The 20,606-nt window shown below is 35.5% G+C and carries 26 protein-coding genes and 11 pseudogenes; 6 read left to right on the forward strand and 31 right to left on the reverse strand.

From position 1 onward, the window contains the following. Positions 1 to 7: 7 nt before the first annotated feature. The 28 genes and pseudogenes from FTX43_RS00435 to FTX43_RS00565 form a co-directional block, all read right to left on the reverse strand. Complete coding sequence (locus tag FTX43_RS00435) at positions 8 to 412, reverse strand: hypothetical protein (RefSeq protein WP_147606610.1); 405 nt, start codon at positions 410 to 412, stop codon at positions 8 to 10. After that, complete coding sequence (locus FTX43_RS00440) at positions 405 to 806, reverse strand: hypothetical protein (protein ID WP_147606612.1); 402 nt, start codon at positions 804 to 806, stop codon at positions 405 to 407. The genes FTX43_RS00435 and FTX43_RS00440 overlap by 8 nt, the downstream gene beginning before the upstream one ends. Further along, positions 796 to 1,149, reverse strand: a complete 354-nt coding sequence (locus FTX43_RS00445) for a head-tail adaptor protein (protein ID WP_147606614.1) — start codon at positions 1,147 to 1,149, stop codon at positions 796 to 798. The genes FTX43_RS00440 and FTX43_RS00445 overlap by 11 nt, the downstream gene beginning before the upstream one ends. Next, positions 1,139 to 1,450: a hypothetical protein gene (locus tag FTX43_RS00450; RefSeq protein ID WP_104880755.1), complete on the reverse strand. Its 312-nt coding sequence runs from the start codon at positions 1,448 to 1,450 to the stop codon at positions 1,139 to 1,141. The genes FTX43_RS00445 and FTX43_RS00450 overlap by 11 nt, the downstream gene beginning before the upstream one ends. Continuing rightward, positions 1,447 to 2,322 (reverse strand): hypothetical protein, encoded by an 876-nt coding sequence (locus FTX43_RS00455; RefSeq protein ID WP_147606616.1) that lies wholly within the window; start codon positions 2,320 to 2,322, stop codon positions 1,447 to 1,449. The genes FTX43_RS00450 and FTX43_RS00455 overlap by 4 nt, the downstream gene beginning before the upstream one ends. Before the next feature lie 9 nt (positions 2,323 to 2,331). Then, positions 2,332 to 3,492: a phage major capsid protein gene (locus FTX43_RS00460; protein WP_002318250.1), complete on the reverse strand. Its 1,161-nt coding sequence runs from the start codon at positions 3,490 to 3,492 to the stop codon at positions 2,332 to 2,334. Continuing rightward, positions 3,492 to 4,178 (reverse strand): head maturation protease, ClpP-related, encoded by a 687-nt coding sequence (locus tag FTX43_RS00465; RefSeq protein ID WP_147606618.1) that lies wholly within the window; start codon positions 4,176 to 4,178, stop codon positions 3,492 to 3,494. The genes FTX43_RS00460 and FTX43_RS00465 overlap by 1 nt, the downstream gene beginning before the upstream one ends. Then, on the reverse strand, positions 4,141 to 5,319 hold the full coding sequence (locus tag FTX43_RS00470) for a phage portal protein (RefSeq protein WP_002342088.1): 1,179 nt from the start codon (positions 5,317 to 5,319) through the stop codon (positions 4,141 to 4,143). The genes FTX43_RS00465 and FTX43_RS00470 overlap by 38 nt, the downstream gene beginning before the upstream one ends. Before the next feature lie 19 nt (positions 5,320 to 5,338). Beyond that, positions 5,339 to 7,033 carry a terminase TerL endonuclease subunit gene (locus FTX43_RS00475; protein ID WP_147606620.1) on the reverse strand — a complete coding sequence of 565 codons (1,695 nt, stop codon included), beginning with the start codon at positions 7,031 to 7,033 and terminating at the stop codon, positions 5,339 to 5,341. Then, complete coding sequence (locus tag FTX43_RS00480) at positions 7,011 to 7,325, reverse strand: P27 family phage terminase small subunit (RefSeq protein WP_002286538.1); 315 nt, start codon at positions 7,323 to 7,325, stop codon at positions 7,011 to 7,013. The genes FTX43_RS00475 and FTX43_RS00480 overlap by 23 nt, the downstream gene beginning before the upstream one ends. Before the next feature lie 102 nt (positions 7,326 to 7,427). Next, positions 7,428 to 7,708 (reverse strand): annotated as a pseudogene (locus FTX43_RS00485) (hypothetical protein). A 4-nt stretch (positions 7,709 to 7,712) separates the two neighbouring features. Beyond that, positions 7,713 to 8,057, reverse strand: a complete 345-nt coding sequence (locus tag FTX43_RS00490; RefSeq protein WP_002343377.1) for an HNH endonuclease — start codon at positions 8,055 to 8,057, stop codon at positions 7,713 to 7,715. 25 nt (positions 8,058 to 8,082) lie between these two features. After that, positions 8,083 to 8,250, reverse strand: a complete 168-nt coding sequence (locus FTX43_RS14805) for a hypothetical protein (RefSeq protein ID WP_002340810.1) — start codon at positions 8,248 to 8,250, stop codon at positions 8,083 to 8,085. Positions 8,251 to 9,043: 793 nt separating this feature from the next. Further along, positions 9,044 to 9,457 (reverse strand): ArpU family phage packaging/lysis transcriptional regulator, encoded by a 414-nt coding sequence (locus tag FTX43_RS00495; RefSeq protein ID WP_002304479.1) that lies wholly within the window; start codon positions 9,455 to 9,457, stop codon positions 9,044 to 9,046. Between the two features lie 76 nt (positions 9,458 to 9,533). Beyond that, the gene (locus tag FTX43_RS00500) at positions 9,534 to 9,830 is read right to left on the reverse strand and encodes a hypothetical protein (RefSeq protein ID WP_104832643.1); all 297 of its coding nucleotides are present in this window, start codon (positions 9,828 to 9,830) and stop codon (positions 9,534 to 9,536) included. Continuing rightward, positions 9,827 to 10,048 carry a hypothetical protein gene (locus FTX43_RS00505; RefSeq protein WP_002323694.1) on the reverse strand — a complete coding sequence of 74 codons (222 nt, stop codon included), beginning with the start codon at positions 10,046 to 10,048 and terminating at the stop codon, positions 9,827 to 9,829. The genes FTX43_RS00500 and FTX43_RS00505 overlap by 4 nt, the downstream gene beginning before the upstream one ends. Before the next feature lie 86 nt (positions 10,049 to 10,134). Further along, positions 10,135 to 10,539: pseudogene (locus FTX43_RS15385) on the reverse strand (DUF1642 domain-containing protein); the annotation flags it as partial. 37 nt (positions 10,540 to 10,576) lie between these two features. Further along, positions 10,577 to 10,909, reverse strand: a complete 333-nt coding sequence (locus tag FTX43_RS00515) for a YopX family protein (RefSeq protein WP_396015211.1) — start codon at positions 10,907 to 10,909, stop codon at positions 10,577 to 10,579. A 43-nt stretch (positions 10,910 to 10,952) separates the two neighbouring features. After that, positions 10,953 to 11,285, reverse strand: coding sequence for a DUF1140 family protein (locus FTX43_RS00520; RefSeq protein ID WP_002321589.1), 333 nt, complete (start codon positions 11,283 to 11,285; stop codon positions 10,953 to 10,955). Further along, positions 11,285 to 11,584: a hypothetical protein gene (locus FTX43_RS00525; protein WP_187159997.1), complete on the reverse strand. Its 300-nt coding sequence runs from the start codon at positions 11,582 to 11,584 to the stop codon at positions 11,285 to 11,287. Before FTX43_RS00525 ends, FTX43_RS00520 begins: the two co-directional genes overlap by 1 nt. Before the next feature lie 2 nt (positions 11,585 to 11,586). Continuing rightward, entirely contained in the window at positions 11,587 to 11,748 is a 162-nt protein-coding gene (locus FTX43_RS00530) for a hypothetical protein (RefSeq protein ID WP_002319167.1), read from the reverse strand. Positions 11,749 to 11,762: 14 nt separating this feature from the next. Further along, positions 11,763 to 12,122 carry a DUF1064 domain-containing protein gene (locus tag FTX43_RS00535; RefSeq protein WP_147606626.1) on the reverse strand — a complete coding sequence of 120 codons (360 nt, stop codon included), beginning with the start codon at positions 12,120 to 12,122 and terminating at the stop codon, positions 11,763 to 11,765. After that, complete coding sequence (locus FTX43_RS00540) at positions 12,119 to 12,970, reverse strand: ATP-binding protein (RefSeq protein WP_104836944.1); 852 nt, start codon at positions 12,968 to 12,970, stop codon at positions 12,119 to 12,121. The genes FTX43_RS00535 and FTX43_RS00540 overlap by 4 nt, the downstream gene beginning before the upstream one ends. A gap of 16 nt (positions 12,971 to 12,986) precedes the next feature. Further along, a pseudogene (locus FTX43_RS00545) lies at positions 12,987 to 13,816 on the reverse strand (phage replisome organizer N-terminal domain-containing protein). Positions 13,817 to 13,818: 2 nt separating this feature from the next. After that, positions 13,819 to 14,504: pseudogene (locus tag FTX43_RS00550) on the reverse strand (putative HNHc nuclease). Positions 14,505 to 14,509: 5 nt separating this feature from the next. Further along, positions 14,510 to 15,180: pseudogene (locus FTX43_RS00555) on the reverse strand (DUF1071 domain-containing protein). Beyond that, positions 15,173 to 15,512, reverse strand: a pseudogene (locus FTX43_RS00560) (hypothetical protein). The pseudogenes FTX43_RS00555 and FTX43_RS00560 overlap by 8 nt, the downstream one beginning before the upstream one ends. Positions 15,513 to 15,690: 178 nt before the next feature. Then, positions 15,691 to 16,386: pseudogene (locus FTX43_RS00565) on the reverse strand (ORF6C domain-containing protein). A 77-nt stretch (positions 16,387 to 16,463) separates the two neighbouring features. Here FTX43_RS00565 and FTX43_RS00570 point away from each other — a divergent pair. Continuing rightward, the gene (locus FTX43_RS00570) at positions 16,464 to 16,736 is read left to right on the forward strand and encodes a hypothetical protein (RefSeq protein ID WP_261801517.1); all 273 of its coding nucleotides are present in this window, start codon (positions 16,464 to 16,466) and stop codon (positions 16,734 to 16,736) included. 281 nt (positions 16,737 to 17,017) lie between these two features. On the opposite strand, the gene FTX43_RS14810 is transcribed toward FTX43_RS00570, so the two are convergent. From FTX43_RS14810 to FTX43_RS00580, 3 genes and pseudogenes are all read right to left on the reverse strand, one after another. Next, positions 17,018 to 17,191, reverse strand: coding sequence for a hypothetical protein (locus FTX43_RS14810; RefSeq protein WP_187159998.1), 174 nt, complete (start codon positions 17,189 to 17,191; stop codon positions 17,018 to 17,020). 4 nt (positions 17,192 to 17,195) lie between these two features. Beyond that, positions 17,196 to 17,508: pseudogene (locus tag FTX43_RS00575) on the reverse strand (DUF771 domain-containing protein). A gap of 12 nt (positions 17,509 to 17,520) precedes the next feature. Further along, the gene (locus FTX43_RS00580) at positions 17,521 to 17,700 is read right to left on the reverse strand and encodes a transcriptional regulator (protein WP_147606627.1); all 180 of its coding nucleotides are present in this window, start codon (positions 17,698 to 17,700) and stop codon (positions 17,521 to 17,523) included. Between the two features lie 423 nt (positions 17,701 to 18,123). On the opposite strand from FTX43_RS00580, the pseudogene FTX43_RS15060 reads away from it, so the two are divergent. The 5 genes and pseudogenes from FTX43_RS15060 to FTX43_RS00605 form a co-directional block, all read left to right on the forward strand. Beyond that, positions 18,124 to 18,345 (forward strand): annotated as a pseudogene (locus FTX43_RS15060) (transcriptional regulator); the annotation flags it as partial. A 4-nt stretch (positions 18,346 to 18,349) separates the two neighbouring features. Continuing rightward, positions 18,350 to 18,775: pseudogene (locus FTX43_RS00590) on the forward strand (ImmA/IrrE family metallo-endopeptidase). 82 nt (positions 18,776 to 18,857) lie between these two features. Further along, positions 18,858 to 19,315: pseudogene (locus FTX43_RS00595) on the forward strand (DUF4429 domain-containing protein). Between the two features lie 33 nt (positions 19,316 to 19,348). Next, on the forward strand, positions 19,349 to 19,984 hold the full coding sequence (locus FTX43_RS00600) for a DUF3221 domain-containing protein (RefSeq protein WP_147606629.1): 636 nt from the start codon (positions 19,349 to 19,351) through the stop codon (positions 19,982 to 19,984). A gap of 109 nt (positions 19,985 to 20,093) precedes the next feature. Continuing rightward, positions 20,094 to 20,606: Arm DNA-binding domain-containing protein (locus FTX43_RS00605; RefSeq protein WP_187159999.1), on the forward strand; the 513-nt coding region annotated here is incomplete at its 3' end.

The raw sequence follows: 20,606 nt of genomic DNA on the forward strand, positions 1-20,606 counted from the left end.
GTTCCCCCTATTTATTTAATTTATCGAATTGACGAATCAGAAGTTCTGTAATTGGATCAAGTGCAAGACCTAATCCTCTTCTCATAAATTCGTCTGGCTGATTTCTTTTAGAAGTACCTATCCCCAAATCAGGATATTTTAAATACTCAAATTTTCTTGTAGGTCTAATGATGAAACCCAAATTAATATACAGAGTCTTAAGTGGACGACTATTTTTTGCGTGTTGGTGCCCTCTTCTTAAATCTGCTTCAGAAACAGGAATTTTTTCCGTAATCCTATCCACTGCAATATTTGAACCTTTTGATTTCAATGCTTCGTTAATCAGTCGTTCGCTCTCGCTTGAATAGCGTTCCATCCGCACAAGAAGTTCATCATGTCCATTTATTTTTAGCTCCCAACTATTTTTAGCCATGACAATCACTCTTCAATAATCGTCTAAACGTAAATACCAATTGATCGATATAGCGATCTTGATTTTCTAGTTTTAAATGGTTGGGATCCATTCTCTGAAAATGAATCGAACGATTTTGAATCAATGAAATAATATCTAGTGAATCTCCTGTTAAATCTTCTCTATTTTCTGAATAGAAAGTTAGATATAGATTTTGACCCACGCTATATTTTGGTTCAGTGATCATTTCTATTTCTCCTGTTTCGAGAATGAAGTAATTAAAATCATCAGGTAGCTCATCCTCGCCAACAGAGTCTTGAAAGAGTTTGAGCTTAAAATGTTCTTCTAAGGAAGTTTTGATAGCAGAAATTTGCTTATTTAAACGTTCTTTTTCTTTAGAATTATCAATCACCATATTCACCCACACTTTCAAGATAAAAATAGATATAAAAATTATCGTAATCGGCATAGATAACGTTGTAACGCATACTATCGATTACGATAAAATATTGATCTTTATTAAATTTCTTGGCGATTGGATGAAATGGAGTCTTTACTTTCTTAGTTAATTTCGATCCCATCGCATCCATAGCTGTTATATCACTATCTCTCATGGAAAGATTTCTAAATTTTAAAGAAGTGATTTCTGTATCTTCTAAACCAATCTTTTTTCCTAGTTCATTTCTTTTGGTGGTTTGCGTTAAAATCTTTAACCAACCATCGTTGAACGTTTCTTCGAGTCTACGATTATTCGCCATTCCCATCACCTGCAATATATTCTTGTAGCGCATAATGTTGAATGAAACCTAATAACTCGCTAGCGAAATTTTGTTCAAACTCACCTAAAGCACGATTCCAGTCGTATCTACATCTTTCGATTAGCAATCCGTATTCTAAGCTATCAGACGAAAAAGAAAGAGTTGTACTCACTTTACTTTGAAGATAAACGGCATTTTTAGCTATCATCTTTTTAATTGACTCATCTTCTTCGTTCCAGGTAACGTAAATATTATCCTTCACAGCTATTAGCAATTCTTCAGTCACTTGTTCAGGCGTCATCTAACCACCGCCTTAATTGCTTTAACATATGCGTAAGAGCATTTTTTCTTGTTTACAAATGATAAATCTTCATCAAAAGGCGTGGAAGTAACGTATCTCCCTTTGAAAAATAAATCTTCATCATTTGTTGTTACTCCAGCATTATGCAAGATTTTTACTTCTTTAACTTTTTCTATTGGGTCAGTAGCAAAACAAAAGTCTAATTCCTCGTGAACTTTAGGACCGATATTGAAATACATCATGTTCCAAAGCTGTGCCCACATCTCGGCTGTCCAGATTTGTATATTTGTTTTTTGCCCTTTAAGGTAGCGATATAGCCGATTAGAATCTAGATAAACCTTTTTCCAATAATTCGCTTTAGGACGGTTAATAACCCACTGTGCGCCTCCTGAATTAGTGTTTATAGTTTCCAAAGATTCTACTGTAACATTTACAATGTTTGCCATATCTTTTAGAATATTTTCTCCGTTTTCACAGCTTCTAATATAATCAAGACTTAGATAACTACAGCAGTCGCTACAATACCAAACATCATCTTTAGAAGGCAATTTGCGCAAATTAATTCTTTTATTGAAAATGACATCCGAATCGATATAGAAATATCGGTCGTCCTCACGCGAATGATCTTCTTCTAAATATTTCCACCATAAATATGGTTTAATCGAAGGAATATACTCTTTGTCGTCCCGCAGATCATCGTACACATGAACTTCAACGCCATATTCCTTCTCAAAAAAAATAGGAATCTGATCATCGTGTCTGCTGAAAAGCAATACGATATCTTTGATTCCTAGTTTCTTCAGATTAGTTAAACAAACTTCAAGCTCCCATTTAAACCGATTGATTGCCGGCTGACAAAGAATATACTTCATTCTGATCACCTATGCTTGTGTTGTAGTTGTTGTGGTTGTTGGTTTTGTAGTTGTAGTAGTAGTTCCCAAAGCGCTAATATCTAACACAATGAAACTATCGTTACGTTTAGGTTGTCCATTTGCATATTGTTTAGCTAGATAAATGCGTTCGTCTTCAACAAAATGGTATTCATCTGAAGCTTCAATTTTTAGCGTAGATCCTACACCCATGAAGTAATCTGAAGCTACCCCAATAACTGCTTTTCCTTCTGGCACAGCTGTTGACTGCAAGTCTGAAACTGGTACTGGCAATACTTGTACATATTCTCCATTAGCAGTTAGTACGGTTTTAGCTGGGAATACTTTAGACCAGTAATCTGTTGGATTCACAATTAGGACCACATCAGAAGGATTTACATTACGATAAATCGGATCATCTACGCCTTCGATATTGAATTTTGATAGTCGCGCCATCAAACCGCCCATAGTTGCAGCATCTAAAGCTGTAATAGGTTCTGCTGTTTTTTCAGCATATTCTCCGCTAGTTTGTTTGCTCATGTCACGCATCATTCCGACTGGCATATCTTTACCAGTACCATCAACGATTGCTTGTTCTAATGCAATTCTCAATGATTCTACTAAAACAGTACGGACATAACGATCTAACCATACTGGACCTAAGTCAAGCATTGCCTTACATACAGGAATATAACCTGATAGCTTGAACTGCTTCATGTTAATTACGTCAAAGCCATTATCTAAAACTTTTTTAACAGCTTCGCACAGTTTACCCCACCATGCTGGATTGACTCCACGTGACACAATCCATTCTGTTACACCAGTTGTGTTAACAAAAGTAATTTTTTGCAATAGTGGATGAGATTGTTCTAGATCTTCAAATACGCGTTCAAATACAGTAGCTGGTACTAATTCTTCAACTCCTGCAAAACCTTCGTTATTCACTACTTCGTTATAGAATTTTGTTTCTTGTGTAGTTAGTACACGCTGACCACGGTTCATTAATACTAATTGATCTTGATTTTTTGCTGTTGCTTCTTCTAAAATTTTATCCTGAATTTCCTTAGATAAGCTTACCATAGCTGCGCTAAAAGATTCTTCGTTACCATCTTTAAAAGCTTTCATCAATTGGTCGCTTGCAGCTGTTACACCTTTTAAATTTTTAACTGTCATTATTTTGCATCTCCTTGTCCAAATGTTTTATTTAATGCTGCTGTAAATGCAGCAATTTTTTCTGCTCTTTTTTCTTCAACGTCATTCAAAATTTCTTCAACGCTTTGTTCTTTTTTAGCTTCAATACCTAAGCTATTTTCTGCATCGATAATTTCATCGACCAATCCATAACTCAAAGCTGTTTCTGCATCCATAAACGATTCTTTTTCAAGAAGTTCTTGCAATGCTTCATCTGTGCCATTGAATCGTGTTTTATATGAAGCCTTTACCGATTTATCAATTGATTCCAGTTGGTCAGCAATCGTGCGGAAGTCATCAACATTACCTTCTCCATATGTGGAAGCGCGGTGAATCATCAATTGCGCATTGTTGTAAATTTTTACAGTATTGCCAGCCATTGCGATAATTGAAGCAGCACTAGCGGCTAATCCGTTAATCACAACGTTGATTTTTGCTTTATTTGACTTAAGTAAGTTCCCAATAGCAATCCCTTGAAATACGTCTCCACCGTTTGAATTAATTACTACTTCAATTTCTTCTTGATCACCTAGACTATCCAAAATATTTTTGATTCCCTTGTCAGTATTCCCTTCAAAGAACCAACTAGAACCAATAAATCCCTGAATAAAAATTTGCGGTACTGTGCCTTCATTCTTTACTGCTAGAAATGTTTTCATTGTCGTCATTCGCCTCACCTCCTTTCGATACTTGTTGGTTGTTTTTAGTTATAAATATTTCATCTGCCATCGCCTTATCAGAGCGATCATTTCCAACGCGTTCTCTTCCTTCGTTGATTGTAAATACCCCATTTCTAATGCCTACATCAATAGCGTCAACCAAATCTTTGAAGCTAGTAATCTTGATCATAGTTGTATCCACACGTACAAAATTCCCTGACAAGTATTCTTCTGCTTCATAGAGACTAGCGTTAAACGCATCCTGAATAAGTTCAGCAATTGGAATGATTTCGAACATTAAAAAAGCGTCCACTTGATCCGATAACCCACTCATGTCTCCCTTTAGTAGGTTTTTCGGAACGTGAAACGCTGCTGCTGTCATCTCAAAGATGTCGTCTATTAAGTTTTTTATATCTCTTGAATTGCTTTGAAAGTTTCCGCTGAAATCTTCTAATGTGTACTCATTTTGTAATTGAAATACCGCACCTGCATTATCAGCTTCCATAAAAGCCTTAAATTGTGATGTCATCATTTTATTGATTTGATCTTGTGTTGTATTGTCTTGCGATCGGAATAAATTCCCTTTCAGCACGTATCTGCGAGCGTTAGAACGCTTGTAAACATTCATAGCACTAGAAATGAGTTTCCCATACGCTTGATAATACGCATCGACTAGTTGCCTAATTTGTTGATCTGCGTATTTTATATAGATAACATCACTTTCTAGAAATTCTCTATCAAGGACTATGTTGTTAATTTGCACTTGAGAAAACACATCATCTTTCAATGCATATTCTGTGACATCCCAACTATCCGCAATAAATATTTCGCTAGAATTATTAGACGGAGAAACGATCAATACTTCATTGTAGAATATTAATCTCCTGATCAGTTTTTTTCTAAATTCTGTTGCATTATTTTTCTTATTAGGAGCTACATTCAGCCTATAGTACAGATCATTCTTTTTATTTTTTCCATCTTCATATGACTTGAATTCTGCTTTACTCATCGCATTTGCAATCAAATCGATACAAGTTTCAATTGCAAATTTTCGATACACAAAATCAACTTGCAATTTACAAAAATATTCTTCTAAAGGAACTGTTGCTTTTTTTGTGAAGTATCCTACCGCCTTTTGAAAAATCCCCACTTTCTCACCTCCTTTCAAGTTAGAATACTAGAGGAGTAAATCCAGTTCCTGTATTTTCTACTGAGCTATTTGTGACTGTTACAGGAGCAGAATCATAAATATCATCTAAAAAATTCAAACCATGAAGGAATGAAAAAAAGCCATCCGTTTTTCTAGTTTCAGGTTCTATTTTTTCATAGCGTATATTTCCATTAGAAATATGCTCTTCATATACATTCATGCAATACCAACGCATAATCGCATCGTCACCAAAAAATAAACGTTGATTAATAAAAAGGTCATCAACCAGATCTTTTAACATACCATGTGTAACAGATCCGCTTCGAACAATTTCCACAGTAAAACCTGCTTCTTCTAAAGCGGGCTTCAATATTTTTGCACGGTACATATCCATAGCGATTTTTTTAATATAATATTTATTACTCATTTCAAGAAACCAACCTACAATATAATCAGCTTCTATATTTTTTCCATGAACGATCTGTGATTTTCCTTGATCTATAGAAATATCTATAACCTCTCGTTTGATGTTTTGTAATCGAAGGGCTGATTCGTGGATAAAAGTATGTTGTGTAAAATAAACATCTTTATCATATTTTCCTAGCAACCCAACGCTGGCAAAATCTCGTCTATCAGCAAAATCGACTGTTCCTATCACTTCATCCATTTTTTCAGGAAATTCTTTTTCTTTCGTATGCAGAACATCATCATATGAAGCAACAGCAAATCGTGTATCTTCCATAGGTCTGTTCATTCGTTTTGTCATGAACGTAAGTCTTAAACCAGCATTACGTTGCATTTGAGAGTATTCTTGAAACATTTTCCGTTTTAAATCTGCATTGTAATTAATAGTTGGACAAGCTTTTTCCCACATGTCAGGATCATCAACTTCATTATCATTATCTAAGCGACAAATAAATGGAAACAAACTAGAAAATTCTGCTCCATCCTTATCAATTCCAAGTTCTCCAGAAAGAATCATTTTTGATTCTTCTATAATGTCATCAAGTGGTCCACCTCGAACATGACCATTAGTTGTATCATAAAATTCTCTATAATCTCGAATTTTACCACCACCAGAAGTAGCTACATTCATCATTGAATAATCTTCATTTTCGTGAATTTCATCAAAGCGGTTTGCTCCTGGCCGTTTACCATCTTTTGTTCTAGCGTTCGCCGTGTTATAACGAAGTTTGCTATTTGTAGCAATATTTTTAATGACTTCCTTGGTTGCTTTGAATACTTTTTTATCTAAATCAGGATGAGCTTTAATCACTTGATAGACGTCTTCAAAGCTAGTCTTGGCTTGATCTTCATTATTCGCAAAAATGTCAATATTATAATTTTTAATACCGTGTTTCGCGGTTAGTAAAAAGAAGTTGTTCCATGATGCATAACCCGTTTTGCCATTTCCTCGACCCATCAGAGTTAAATACCTATTGAACACTAGCGTTTTATCTTTTTTCCATCGAACGCCATAAATAAAACATTGTAGAAATTTTTCCCACGGAATTAATTCGAATGGAAAGTATTGTGATGGTATATTGATTGAATCCTCTACCATCTGCTTATCGAAGTAAATATCTTCTCTAGTAAAGACTCTTTCTTCTAGATACTTCTTTAACAATAATTGTTCTTTGCATACCTTGACAGTGCCTTCTTCTATAGCTTTGAACCAATTTTCAATATGCTTATAACTCAGGAATTGATTCATTTGCTTCACCTACCAATTCAGGAGTAATGGCAAGTTTATCCAACATCAATCCCATTTGTTTGTTGACAGAAACAAGCAACGCTACTGATTCATTCTTTTTACCATTCTCCAATCTGATGCCGTTCTCGGATATATCTTCTTCCAGTGATATCGCCGTTTCCCATAAACTGATATAACGATCAACATTATCTAAAAATGGCTCAATATTTGTTTTCTGGCTTTCCAATTGGCTTATTAAAGAGCGGCGCAATTTTTCTCTGTACCGATTTTGAGACAATTCGTTTTTAAACATTTTAGCCCTCCTTTCATGATAAAGTTCGAAAAAATCTCTTTTCCTGATAGCCCCCTCCGTTTCATCACCCCCAAAAAATTTGCGATTTATTTTAAGGGGGGGTTATCTCACCATCGGAATGAAAGCTTCAGCGAAGTCAATGTAATAATTAATCTCTTCAATGCTATATCCAAAAATATTTTTATTCTTTCAACGTTATTATCTTTATTCAACGCTTCTCTTACTTGATTCACTTTGTATTTACTGCAACAGTTATCTGATAACAGATCCCTAATACCTACATAGCGAACGTATATCAAACGTTTAATTAATCCTTGTGTATAAGATGAATACTCTTCAATCTTTTCTGTATCATACTCTCTGCCATTGTCATTGATGATCATGCACTTACCACCTTTCACTTGCATCGAAGTTAGCAAAGCTTTCTATCTTCTTCTCTTGTTTATCTAACACTGTAAGATATCTGCCATGAACTTCATTATGATGTTCAACACATAAACAAATAAGATTATCTAAATCTAAAGCTAAGTCAGGTCTATCCTTGACTTCCTTTATATGATGAACGTTCTCTACTCTATGATACTTACCTAGTCTTCTACACTCTTGGCATTCATAGTGATCTCGTTTCATCGCTTTCTCTCTAAGCCTACGCCATTTAGGAGACTGATAGAACTTAACCATACGATCTTCTCTTATCAACTGTAATAGCCATCTATAGAATTCCTCGGTCATGTTCCGTCTCCTTTCGTAATCTTATTTAATGCTTAGCTATTCTTTTGCCATACAATGGAATAACTTCATTGCTTTCCTTTCGTTTATATGTATCGCTCTTTATTGGTCTTCTATACTTTCGTACTATCTCACCGTTACCATTTTGCACAGTGATTACTTCATACTTCTGTTCTAAGTATTGTGGTCTATACATTGTTGTTACCTCCTTTACGCAAAATAAAAAGACCACTCAAAGAGTGATCTAATATGTAATGCACAGGCAGGGACGTTTCCGATCCTGTGCTTGAGACATTTGACGATTCATTTGTACCGAATCCCAAATCTCAATCTAACCAACTATGTAATAGCAACCTACACCGATTCCATCGATTACTATCGACCTCGCCTTGCTCGTGTACTTTGAGCGCCCATTTCCAACCCTCGGTTGCTAACGAATACTGAAACAGAATACCGTCTCTGTTCATGACCAACGCGACAGTACAAAGCTTTGTCGCAAGCAGGTTATCGTATTCCTAATAACCCCAACTAATGTTTCTCTCCTAACCTACACCTGAGAGTGGCACACGTCTGCGCTAGTATTTTATGCCTATTAACTGCTAGCGGCATCCCGACTAGTCAGCCAATTCATCGGCATCCGATAAGATGAATTGTTTCCGTAGGTTCCTTAAGTCACTGGCAATGAATCGAACATTGCAGTTTGCACCTAAATTTTAGATGAGCGATACACCTTTCCGCCACAGTGACATAATAACAATAGACAGCAACGGATGATAGATAATAAGAACAATTTAGAAGGAGTTAAAATTCACATCCTTATTCTTAATATTTCCGCTGCTGTCTATCGAAGCTTAATTGTGAAACAATAATAAAACGATGTTCCTTTTATTATTATTTTGTCTCAGACCTATCACTAATCTTTCGACACTACCATAATATCACTGGTAAATAGCTAAAAACCGCCATCATTCCGCCAAAAAACCGCCAAATTATTTATAAGCAATTATTCTTCCATGTTTATACGCTTCTGCAAACTCTATTAGAGCTTCCGACTTCATCCGTTGTATACTTCTTTCTGAATAACCCACTTCACGGCTAATTCTGTAGTTTGAGAAGCTGTCTGGCACACAGAAGCTGTAGTAGAGTATCTGACGGCTAATCAGACTAAGCGCCATCAAAGCCGCTAGAATCGCATCTCTTTCCGCTTCTATATCCATCATCTGAATGATCGCGTCCTCTGCCTTATTGCCGTGCTTCGGTGCCTTCGGCATATCCGTAATAATCGGCGACTTAATATCTATCAAAGAGCGACCTGCCATCCGTTCCAAACGCCGAAAGTTCTTCAGCACATCTCTCGCATTACATCTTGTCTGTTTGAAATCTACCTCTCGTAACAATTGCATCAAGTCAAACCGCTCCTTTATGTGATATAATAAACTTGTCTGTTTTATTATGTTAGTCGGAGCGATCCGGCTTTTTTTATTTGCTCTTGATTACTTCCATGTCAACTAATCTCGCTACAGCTAAATTCTCTTTGCTTTTCGCTAACCGCTTGTCACATTCCATCGTGTTTTCAATGCGAATGATTGCTGAGTTTGACAGTATCTTTTTAACGTATCCTCGGAAGGGATAAACGAACTCCTCTGCTTCACAGCGAACCATGTCACCAACTTTTACTTTTGTTTTCTTACGTGTTTTAGGATTCTTTGTCGGCATATCTAGCATTAAACCGCCGATACCGTGACTGCTAGCGTAAAATCCGTCTTTTAGTTTCATTCTTTTTCCTCCAATCGAATTGACAATGTTTTCGCAGATGGTGATTCTGCTTTTTTTAACTGCACTATATCTTTATTTGCTGATCTTTCATCAAAATACTCCTGAGCTCTCCTCTTGTTTTTTGTAAAAACTGGCTTGCTATCATTCCAGTGATGGAAATAAACTTTCTTAAACGAACCATCTTTGTAATCGAACAGATAAAATGCTATTTTGAACATTTAGCATTCACACCCCGTTTTAAACCTCTCTTTCATACGAGAAATCTCTTGTTCCACTTCTTTAAGAACCGACTTTTCTTGTTTATTCATTTCTCTTTCTCCTCTTCCACTGTTCCATTCACCAACAATGCTGCAGCATCCGCTGTTGCTTTATCAGTGAAAAGCAATCGATAAGGTGGATTGCATTCAAAACTATAATTTACTCCATCTTTTCCCCATAAAGCACATTTAGTAAGATAGTTGCCATCGGCATTCTTTATTGCCCATAACGGCTCTTTCTCGACCTCGTAGCCGTCTTTCATGCGGATGAGGGTTTCGATTGGATTGTTTTCGGATTGTTGAATCCAATTCAACATCCCTTGCTCAGCAGAACCATAAGAATCTACACACAATTCCCAAATAAGAAATTCTAAATCATCTTTATTCTCTTCAAACCACTCCGCCACAAACTTAGGCACCACTGGCTTTTGCGGTTCGTCTAGTTGTTTTAAATCTTCGCAGTATATTTATCAATCAGTTTCTGTTTATTCATCTCTGTTCCTCCAATAACTCGCTATTCTCGTATATATTTCCGATGACTTCATACGTGTATTCTTCAAACAGCTCTGTGTTAAAAATTTGATACTCTAAGTCTTCATCAACAGTGGCACAAACTAATCCGGAATAATCTATTGAATTTTTGACAATACAAACTTTATTATCTAAGTAATCGAAGCCATTTCGCACGCTGACTGATACTACATCCCCTTCAAATATCCCCACACCGTTCTTGTCTTTCAGTCCTGTGGATTGCATAAGCACATATTTATCTGGAGCCATTTCAGCATGAGTGATCAACCTTCCTGCTTGCCCATATTTCATTTCTTGTCCAATTGTTTTATCTTTAAATGGTGTGTACCACGCTCTAAACTTCGGTATCATTTGCTGTCCTCCTCAAATACTCTTCTAATATCTCTTTATACTTTTCTACAAATTTGAAACGATCTTGATGAAGTTTCTTGCTCCAATTTGTTTGCCGATCTAGCTCACGCATCTGATCGAATCCTTTTTGAATTTCGTTGTAATAAAATTCAATGTTTGCTGCTGCTTTCCAATGCCTGCTACTTCGCACTCCTGCTCCTGTTTCAGCCATTTCTAACTTAACTAATTCAGCTCGTTCTTTTGATTTTTTATCTTTCTGAATCTTCATCATGATTTTCTTGAGGATGATGTCACTGTATTGTGTAATGAGATCCATTATTTCTCCTCCACATACCTAAATTGTCGTCCTTTTGAATCAATCCATAAGCTCCTAGCTCTATCCCAAATAATGTTTTTGCTCAGACCAGTAATTTCAGATAACTGTTCAGCAGTACCTGTTACTAGAATTCGATCACCATGCCAGATTGCAATTCTTCTCGGCGTTTTCCGTTTAGGCTTTTCAGTCCACATTGATTTACCGAACTTTTGGACTTCTGCAACTATTTCTTTGTCTTCTTGCCAATTCTCAGAATGCGTCAGTTCGATGATTCGTTTCATTGCTGCTTTCTTATCCACGCTCATTCCTCCAATCTACGAATTTCCCTTCTTAAGTTCTCTATGTGCAAATCGATTGCCTTCCTCGCCGTTTCATTGACCATCACTGCCTTTGTCCGCTCCAGATCATCAATCTCACGCTGAAGGCTTCGAATACGCATTTGAATCACTTCTTCTGTTGTCATGATGGACCACCTCGTTAAAAACGCTCTTCCTTGAACGTATTCCGATATTTTTTAGCTAATATCAACGGCACTTGATATTGATGACAAAACAGCTTTGCCTTGATCTTAAAGTCTTTTGTCTGCATTCCTTTGACATCTACGACTTTGACTAGTTTGCCGTTTTTATAAAATGTGAAGTCGGGAATATACTCGATCTTGCGATACTTCTTTCCGTCTAGTTCAAATTTCGGCATCAGCTCAAATCTTTCCTGAAGTTTTACTTTCCAGCCGTTCGCTTCAGCTTGCCACAAGGCTAGATCGTAATACTCTGCTTCTGCGATAGAATCAAACTTGATACTTCGATGAACAGTTTTTTTATTACGGTATTTATTCATGCGATACTACCTTTCACTGGTTTTATGCGCTTGTCTGCTGTTTGTTGGAATTTCAGCGCATAACCTTCTGAATTCTTAAATATCCTAGAAACAATTCTTTCACCGTAGGCTTCTCTTAGTTCGGGACCAGATAAGTTTGTTGTGATGATCGTTGCCTTGTTCTGTCTGGCTTCTAAGAGCGTGTTTAACGTGTTGTTTGTAAACTGCCTACTATTTGATACCCCGCTACCTAATTCAGCTCCAATATCGTCAAAAACCACCAAATCAGTTGTTTTAATATCGGCTATAAGCGATCCTTCAATTTCTTTTCTCAGTTCAGCATTGTTATAAGAAAACTTTATTTGCTCTAATAACTCTTGATAGCTTATAAAAAGTATTTTCTTGTCATAATTTGAGCGCTCAAGTATTTCCCAAGCTATCGCCATTGACAAGTGGCTTTTTCCGCTTCCTGATTTCCCTGATAGAATGAAATGTGCAGGATGATTCAGTAGGACATCATTTACATAGCTTTTAGCTCTTTCTAAAGCAATTTTCGTTTCTTGATCCACTACGTGATAATTCTCCATTTTGCATTTAAACAAAGTTTTATCTGTTAATACCGAACCATTTTGAAAAAAACTCAATGCTCGTGCTTTTAAGCTGTCGTTATATATCCGTTCGGTCTGTATATCCTCTTTCACACGTAACGCTTTATAACCACAACTCATGCATGTTGGTTTACAGCGTTCTGAACCATCCTTATTTTTAGCTCGCCAACTATACAAAGGTTCGCTACATTCTGGACATTTTCCGCTTTGCACTAATACTCTTCTTATTAGTTTCTCCATAGCATTTGCTAGGCTTTCCATGTGATGCATCTCCTTTTTAAATTGGCAAGTCGTCATATTCACTAGGATTGCTGTACTGTAGTTTTTGACTTTGCTTTTTATGATTATTCTTGTCTGCTTTGATTTCGAATTTGAGCTTCTCAAATTTTTCTCTCAATTTCTTAGCACTTCTAATATTTCCAAACCAAAATTCATTTGTAGGTAGCCAATTGATCACATACTCAATCGCTTCTATAGATGCTTTATCTCTTTCTTCCATCAACCTGATTGTGTCTGCCCATTTTTCGATATCTACTTTATTCATTTCTTTTGGAAAATCTTCAGTTAAATTACTTTGCAACTTTTTAGCAAGGCGTAAGTGTTCGTTAGAATACTTACCTTTCTTTTCTTCTTTATCTATATCTTTATCTTCTTCTATATCTTTATCTGTACCGTCACGTGACGTCACGCTAACGTCATTTTCCAATTTGAGACGTTCCTGTCTCTTCCTTTCTCTGTATTTACGGTTTCTTTCAGCATTTTTTAGCCTTACTTTATCCATCCCTCGATATTTTGATGTTTTTCCCAATTACTGATGGCAATTAGTCCATCACTGCCTAGATCAATCATGTTGAAATTTGCCAATGTGGTTAGTGCTAAGCGAACCGTATTTACGTTTTTGCCAAACAATGTAGCAAGCATTTCTTCGGTATAAGGCATGTTCCTCTGGATGTATATTAGACCATCGTCGTTAGTCTTTCCTGCTAAAACTAGTAATCGAATCCATATAACGATGATGGCATCCGACTCAGGAACAGCTTGAATTAATCGTATTTTTTCATCGTCAAACATAGTAGTTTTAAGTTTGATCCAACTTATCTCAGCCAAATTTATCCTCCTATCCTTAACTTTTTAATCGTTTCATGACTTAACTTGATTCCTTTGATTTGATACTTATTTTTGAAATTGGTCACACCTATTTTGTGTTTCTCTGTGTGATGGATTCTGCAGAGTGCTGCAAATGTGTACTCTGAATGATCAACTTCTTTGCGCTTTCGTCTTCCTAAAGCTTTGTCAAAGTGATCAATATCAGCTCCTGTTTTGCCACAGATGCAGCAGACTCTTTTTGTAATGCATTTGTAGAAGTAATACTCTTGATTCGCTGGTAAAATCTCATAGCCTTCTTTGAAAGGAATATGATGTTCAAAGATAAAATCTAGGATGATATTTGCTAAGACGTTAGCATCACTCACGGTTGTATTCGATTCGTCTTTGAGGCTTATTTTGCGCCCTGTGACACCTTCGAAACGGAAGTAGAAGAATTCCTTCCAGAAGTCCGTTGGCATGCCTGTATCGATGAAAATATCGCCTATGAGCGCATAGATGAAGTTTCGTTGCTGTACTGTGAACCGGCGTGGATCAATAAAGCGAATTTCAATGACTCGATCGCCATCGTAGCCGTCATACATCGTCTTTAGTCGATCAATGTTCACTTCTTCATTGATCGTTGCACCTATGTCTTTTCCTTTGAACTTTTCAGAACCGCTGAATATGAATCGATTAATGGTTTAAACACTCATATCACTTCTTATCTAATTCTTTTCTCTTAGCTGCTATTGCTCGCTCCATCAAGGCACATTGCTCATAGCTTAACTGTTCAATAGTTTCAACGTTATCAGCTAAGAGCCCTAATTTATCTGTCTGCTCATTAACATATTCGATTAAGGTTTTGGTCATATCTTTACCCATCTGCTCATTGAAAGCTTCTAGAATCGTCTCTAGCATGTTTAATTTCTTTGTATCGATTCTAGGTGGTGTTGGAATATCTTCCCCTTGAAATACATATAATCCCAGTCCGTGTAGAGCCAATGCTTTCACAAAGCATCGCTTCAATGAGTTATTGATTTGCATAGCATTTGGTTTAACAACTGGTTGGTTTCGATAATCTAAAACAGGAAATAACTCGGTTTCCGTGTGTCCTTTAACCGTTACTGAGACAGATACATAAGTCCTGTTTCGTCCATAAGAAAAGGTTTGTATTCCTCAACAAGAAAGTCTTGATGAGTTCCAGAAACAACCCTGTAGTGTTTATACTCATTAATAGTTACCGTTGCCTGTGGATCATTCTTTTTCATAATCTCCCACGCGTGAGCCCAAGATAAATAATCAAAATTTCCTTTTTTCTTGAGAATTTTATTTAACTTACGACTAAAAAGTTTTTCAAAGTTCGTTGTCCCTTTGCTTTCACTCATCAAATTCTGCCTCCATTTCAGCAATGTATTTCTTACCTGATCCGTAATAAGAGATATCAATCAAGTTATCTCTGTCGTACTCTTCTAGTGCATCAATCAAGCCATCTTCGATGACATAGATGTATTCAGGTTTTCTGGACCGCTTCGATAGATGAATAAGATAGACATGATCCCAAATACTCACAAATTCCCCAAATCATCTTGATCACATGCTAGTTCTTCGTTCGTCAAAAGATTTCGTCTGATTTTCGATTATTTGTTTCCTTGATATTCGACTTGCCCCATTCAGAATCAGTCAAATATTGATCTAAAGTGGAAAGTTCTTTATTCATATGCTAAAATTCTCCTTAGATATATTTTGTTTTGTGACTCTATGCTTGCCGGCTGAGTCACTTTTTTATTTGTTGCCAAGCTTTTTGCTTATTAATATGTTGTTGGCTTAGGATGCTTGGTTTATTGTGTCTCCACCAGCGATTAGCAATTACCGTCCCTATTCTTAGCGCTTCAGCTCTATTCATTTTCATCACCGAAAAGTCTTTGTTGTCTGTTCAGTTGATCGATTTCCATGCGGATCGCAGTTTCTGGTAACCACATTTCAATAAATGAAACAGCATCATCGAATCTCTTACGAGGTAACTCGCCATATCTTGGGATTGAAAAGGTACGTTTAAATTCAGACCAAAATTTTGAGAATACTTTTTTACTGATTTCTTCATAAGCTCGGCTTTCTTTACCTCCTAAAACTTCCATAACTTTCATATTTCTTTTTGCTTAATTTCAAACTCTTGTTGTCCGCTAATTCGCATAGTATCTTTAAGCATGGAGACATCTTTTTTAACATCTTTCATTTCTTCTAGTTGGTAGATCATCATATCTTCAATTGTTTGAGGAACAGTATTCTTGCGAATAACATCTTCCATTTCGTTGAATGCTTCAATGTATTTTTGTTTGAAGTAAATAGCTTTCTTTCCTGTAAAACCATAGCCAACAAGAAAAAACCATCTCTACTAATGAAGAAAACTCGTCGATTTCTGCCGTATGAATCTGGTTCATTACCTTCCACAAACATCTGCTCAAAATTGAGCACATCTTCTTTTAACTTTTCAATATCTCTCAAAACATTTTGTGTTCTTTTTCAAAACTATCTGCGACTTGCAAACTCGTAGTCACAGCTTCTTTATTTTTCAAAATTACTAATTCTTGCATTATTTCTTCTCTCCTTTTTGATATAATTTTTTTATCGGCAAGTGGTCTGTCGAAATATAAAAAGGTGGTGACAATATTTGGAAATTTTAGATTTGCTTACAAACGACGCAAAATATTTGTTAGCTTCAATGTATAAAGCTTACGTTGAGAAAAGAAAGGCTGGTTCTTTGAAAAAAGATGCTTCTCACTTCGGATCTGTAGATAATTTGCATCATGATCTCATGTCTGAATGGCCAGTCGAAGATGTACTATCGACATGTTACGAATTAAAAAAACATGGATTAATATCAGGAATCTTGCAAGTGGAACGTTTTTTAGAATATTTATTACAACTGAAGCAATCGCTATAATGGAATCTCGTTTCAAAGATAGGGTAGATTCAATACTGGATTATGCTAGTAAAATAAAAGGTTTAATTCCCTTCTTTTAACCAAAAGGATTTTAGTCAGATTGTCAATTTTACCTTCTAACTCTAAAATGTTTGTTGATTTTTTATCCGTAACTCACGATTAGCTTTAGTGTCTTCGAGCAAAGCACTAAGGCTATTTGCAATGTTTTCTAACGCCGTCGCAATCCGTTCTTCTGTAGTCATATTTTCTGCTCCTCCACTTAATATTCTTGTGATACTGTATTAGTCAGTCCCTCCCGACTGGCTTTTTTGTTTGTACTCAGCTTCATCAAGCCCCATAAAAATCCAGACCATATATACGATTGTGCCGATTAATGCTTGTCTGCTTCCCCAAAGTCCTAAAGCGTAGATAATTAGTGGCGCGCTGAATACTAATGCTCTGTTGAATTTACCCATCCGCTTACCTCCTTAAGATTTCCGAAAAATTTGTTTCTAAAATTCAAGTGTTTTACTTCTTAAAAATAGATATGTGTCTCTTCTTCAACTGGATAATAGACAAATCCATTTTTATTTTTTCGATATCGATAATATTTCTATATCTTGGGTTCTTTAAAACCTAGAAGTAAACCAATCATATTTCTGTTAATCCGTTCTAGCACTTCTGGCAACGTCATCCATCTACCAGTATCATCAGCTTTTTTTAACTCCTCATAATCCTTGGAGATAATTACATAGCCTTCTGGAATTGGGATTTTTGCTTCTAGATATTGCATTAGCTGTTCCTCCTATTGAATACTAATATTTTTTACAGTTTCTATGTGTTCTTTAGGCTTTTTTCCATCACGATTGCCGTTTAATATCTGATAAATAAGCTCCTGAAATACAACAAGCGCAGCTAGTTCTTTGAAAGTCATTCTTCTTTTTCTCATCTCCGCTCGAATTTTTAAGTCTAAATTCTCAGACATAAAAATAGTCCTTTCTAAAAAATAATCTGTAAGCTAAAAAATTAGCTAATATTCGTTGACAATAACTAATATTTTTATTAGTATATAGACATAGCTAAATAGACACAGAAATGCCTAGTAATTACATTTCGAGTTGCGACCGTGAAGTGGTTTATTAGTTATCAAGTCTTTTTAGCTAATATTTAGCTTACGAAAACAGTATACTAATACTTTTATTAGTTGTCAACACCTTTAACTAATTTTTTATTAGTTTTCGTAGCTGTGAGGTGCGAAAATGAATTTACTAGATAGAATAAAGGAATTAGCTCACAAAAGAGGCATAAGTATAAACTCAACTGGAAGAAGAATTAAATATACCTAAAACACGATTATCAATGGAAAATAGAACTCCTAGTACTAAAAGACTACAACTGTAGCAGATTATTTAATGTAACTACTGATTATTACTCGGTAGAAACCAAGTTCCTGACTGGGCAACAAAAGATGAAGTAGTTGAACTTGATAAATTACTAGATTCAAATGTCAATATGTCTTATGGCGGGAGAAACACTGACGCCTGAACAGGTCCAACGGGTAAAAGATATCCTTATAGCAACTTTCTGGGATATTGTGAAAGAAGACAAAGAAAAAGGCAAAAAGATGTGAGCTTATGGAGATGGATACGATTAATTTAGTCGAGGAGTTGAAGGCGGAATACCAGTCCGCTAATCCTTTTTATATTTGTGAAAAGATGGGCATTAAAATTCAATACGTTCCTTTATCGAAATCCCAAAGGGCAGTTTCAAGAAATTAGAGATCGTGCAATAATTTTCTTAAATGATGAACTGCGAGACTCTGAGGAAAGATTCTACATTTGCGCTCACGAATTAGGTCATGCTATTTTTCCATCGGGCTTATCTAGCTATTACGTATCAACAAGAACATCAGAAGCAAATCAGAAAGCGAAGCTAATTGCTTTGCTGCTAATCTCATTGTTTCTCTATACAAAGAAGACAATGATCAATATCCTAAACGAATTGAGGAATTAAAGAATCTTTACGGACTACCAGAAAGCGCTTATCGTTTTCTTATATAAAAAAGCCCGTGCTGCAACACGGACTCTTTCCTCAATATGAGCTTCTACAAAAAAATCATATCACAGAAATGAGGAAGAAAAAATGGAAAAAGAGATTTTAATAAAATCTCCAGGAAAAACCTTGATTAAAGTAACTGATGATTCATTTCATATTAGAAAAGGATTATAAATTTAGTTAATCAAGGTATTAAAGGAGAAAAAACTATCCCCTTTAAAAATATATCAGCCGTACAATTAAAAAAACCAGGTATGAGTAATGGTTATATACAATTTACCTTGCTAGGCGGAAACGAAAGTCGCGGAGGTATATTAGCGGCCACGAAAGATGAAAACACCGTTATGTTTACAAAAAAATATTGGACTGAAATGGAAAATTTAAAAAAATATATAGAGAAGCAACAATCTATATTAGATAATAATTCCAAAGAAACACAAATTTCAAGTGCAGATGAAATTAAAAAGTATAAAGAGTTGTTAGATGAAGGGATTATTAATCAAGAAGAATTCGATTTTAAGAAAAAAGAATTGCTTGGTTTATAATATTCAATATCAAAAGAGAAAGAGGATCTATTAATGGACGGTATATTTGGTTTTACTGGTATTGTTTTATTTATTATAGGTTTAATCATGTTAATTGTAAGATTTATCAAAAAAACAAATAAGAAAGCACCTATGATTCTCCTTATTATCGGGATTATTTTTACTACCGTAGGTTTCTCGCTTTCCTCATCAAATGGGGCAAATGACAATAACAAACAGGAAAGCTCATCATCTGAGACTCAAACTACTACATCTAACAGCAGCAATAAAAGCCTAACTCAATTTGAAGAATTTTTAGAGACAAATAATCATGACTGGGGTGCTTTCTTAGATAGTTATTATTCTATTACTCCAGCTACTGAGCAAAATACAGCTTTTACTAAATATATTAGTGGTAAAACATATACTTTTGAAGGAACTGTTATCGAATCAATGACTACTAGAATAGCCATTATAGCAGACAAAGAGTACGATGATAAAAGTTGGAATGATATTTCTGCAACACCTAAAGTTTCATATGTAATTTTTGCGAAGGACTTAAACAATGCGGATACCTTTACAAAGGGCGATAAAGTAACTTTTACAGGAGAAATTAGTTCAAGAGGATCGAACATAGAAAAATCCTATGCTCAATGGGATATGATTAATAGTAAAGTAAGTAAAAAATAATAAAAACACGCCCACCGTCCAAAGCAAGCGTGTTCTATGAAAAAACAAACCTATACGATAGGCTTCTTTATAGTTCCTATTGTATCAGAGAAAGAGAGCTGATTCAATTATGGCAAGATTAGTCAAACGTGGAAATAGTTGGCAATACGAAATTTCATACAAAAAAGATGACGGAAAATACACGAAGATAAGAAAATCAGGATTTAAGACAAAAGGCGAAGCAAAAGATGCCGCCAACGAATTAGAATATAACTTGAACAAAGGCCTTAAAGGGGATCGCAAAAATCTATTATTATCAGATTACTTTGAGGATTGGATGCAACTTTATAAAGAAGGAACAGTATCTCCTATCACTTATAGAAAATACGAAGATACGTTAATGAACATAAAGAAATATATGCCAGCGGTATTGATTTCTGATTTAGATAGAGTTGGATATCAACGCTTTTTAAACAAGTATGCGAAAGACCATGTAAAATCCACCGTTATTAAGTTTAATAATCATATTAGAGCATCGTTGAAAGATGCCGTAGAAGAAGGATTAATTCCGTTTGATCCAACTAGAAAAGCAGTAATTAAAGGAAAAGATTCATTGAAGCCAAAAGAAGATAAATATTTAGAT

Origin of the sequence: Enterococcus sp. DA9 (assembly GCF_008000875.1) — a bacterium.
GTDB classification, from domain to species: domain Bacteria; phylum Bacillota; class Bacilli; order Lactobacillales; family Enterococcaceae; genus Enterococcus_B; species Enterococcus_B lactis.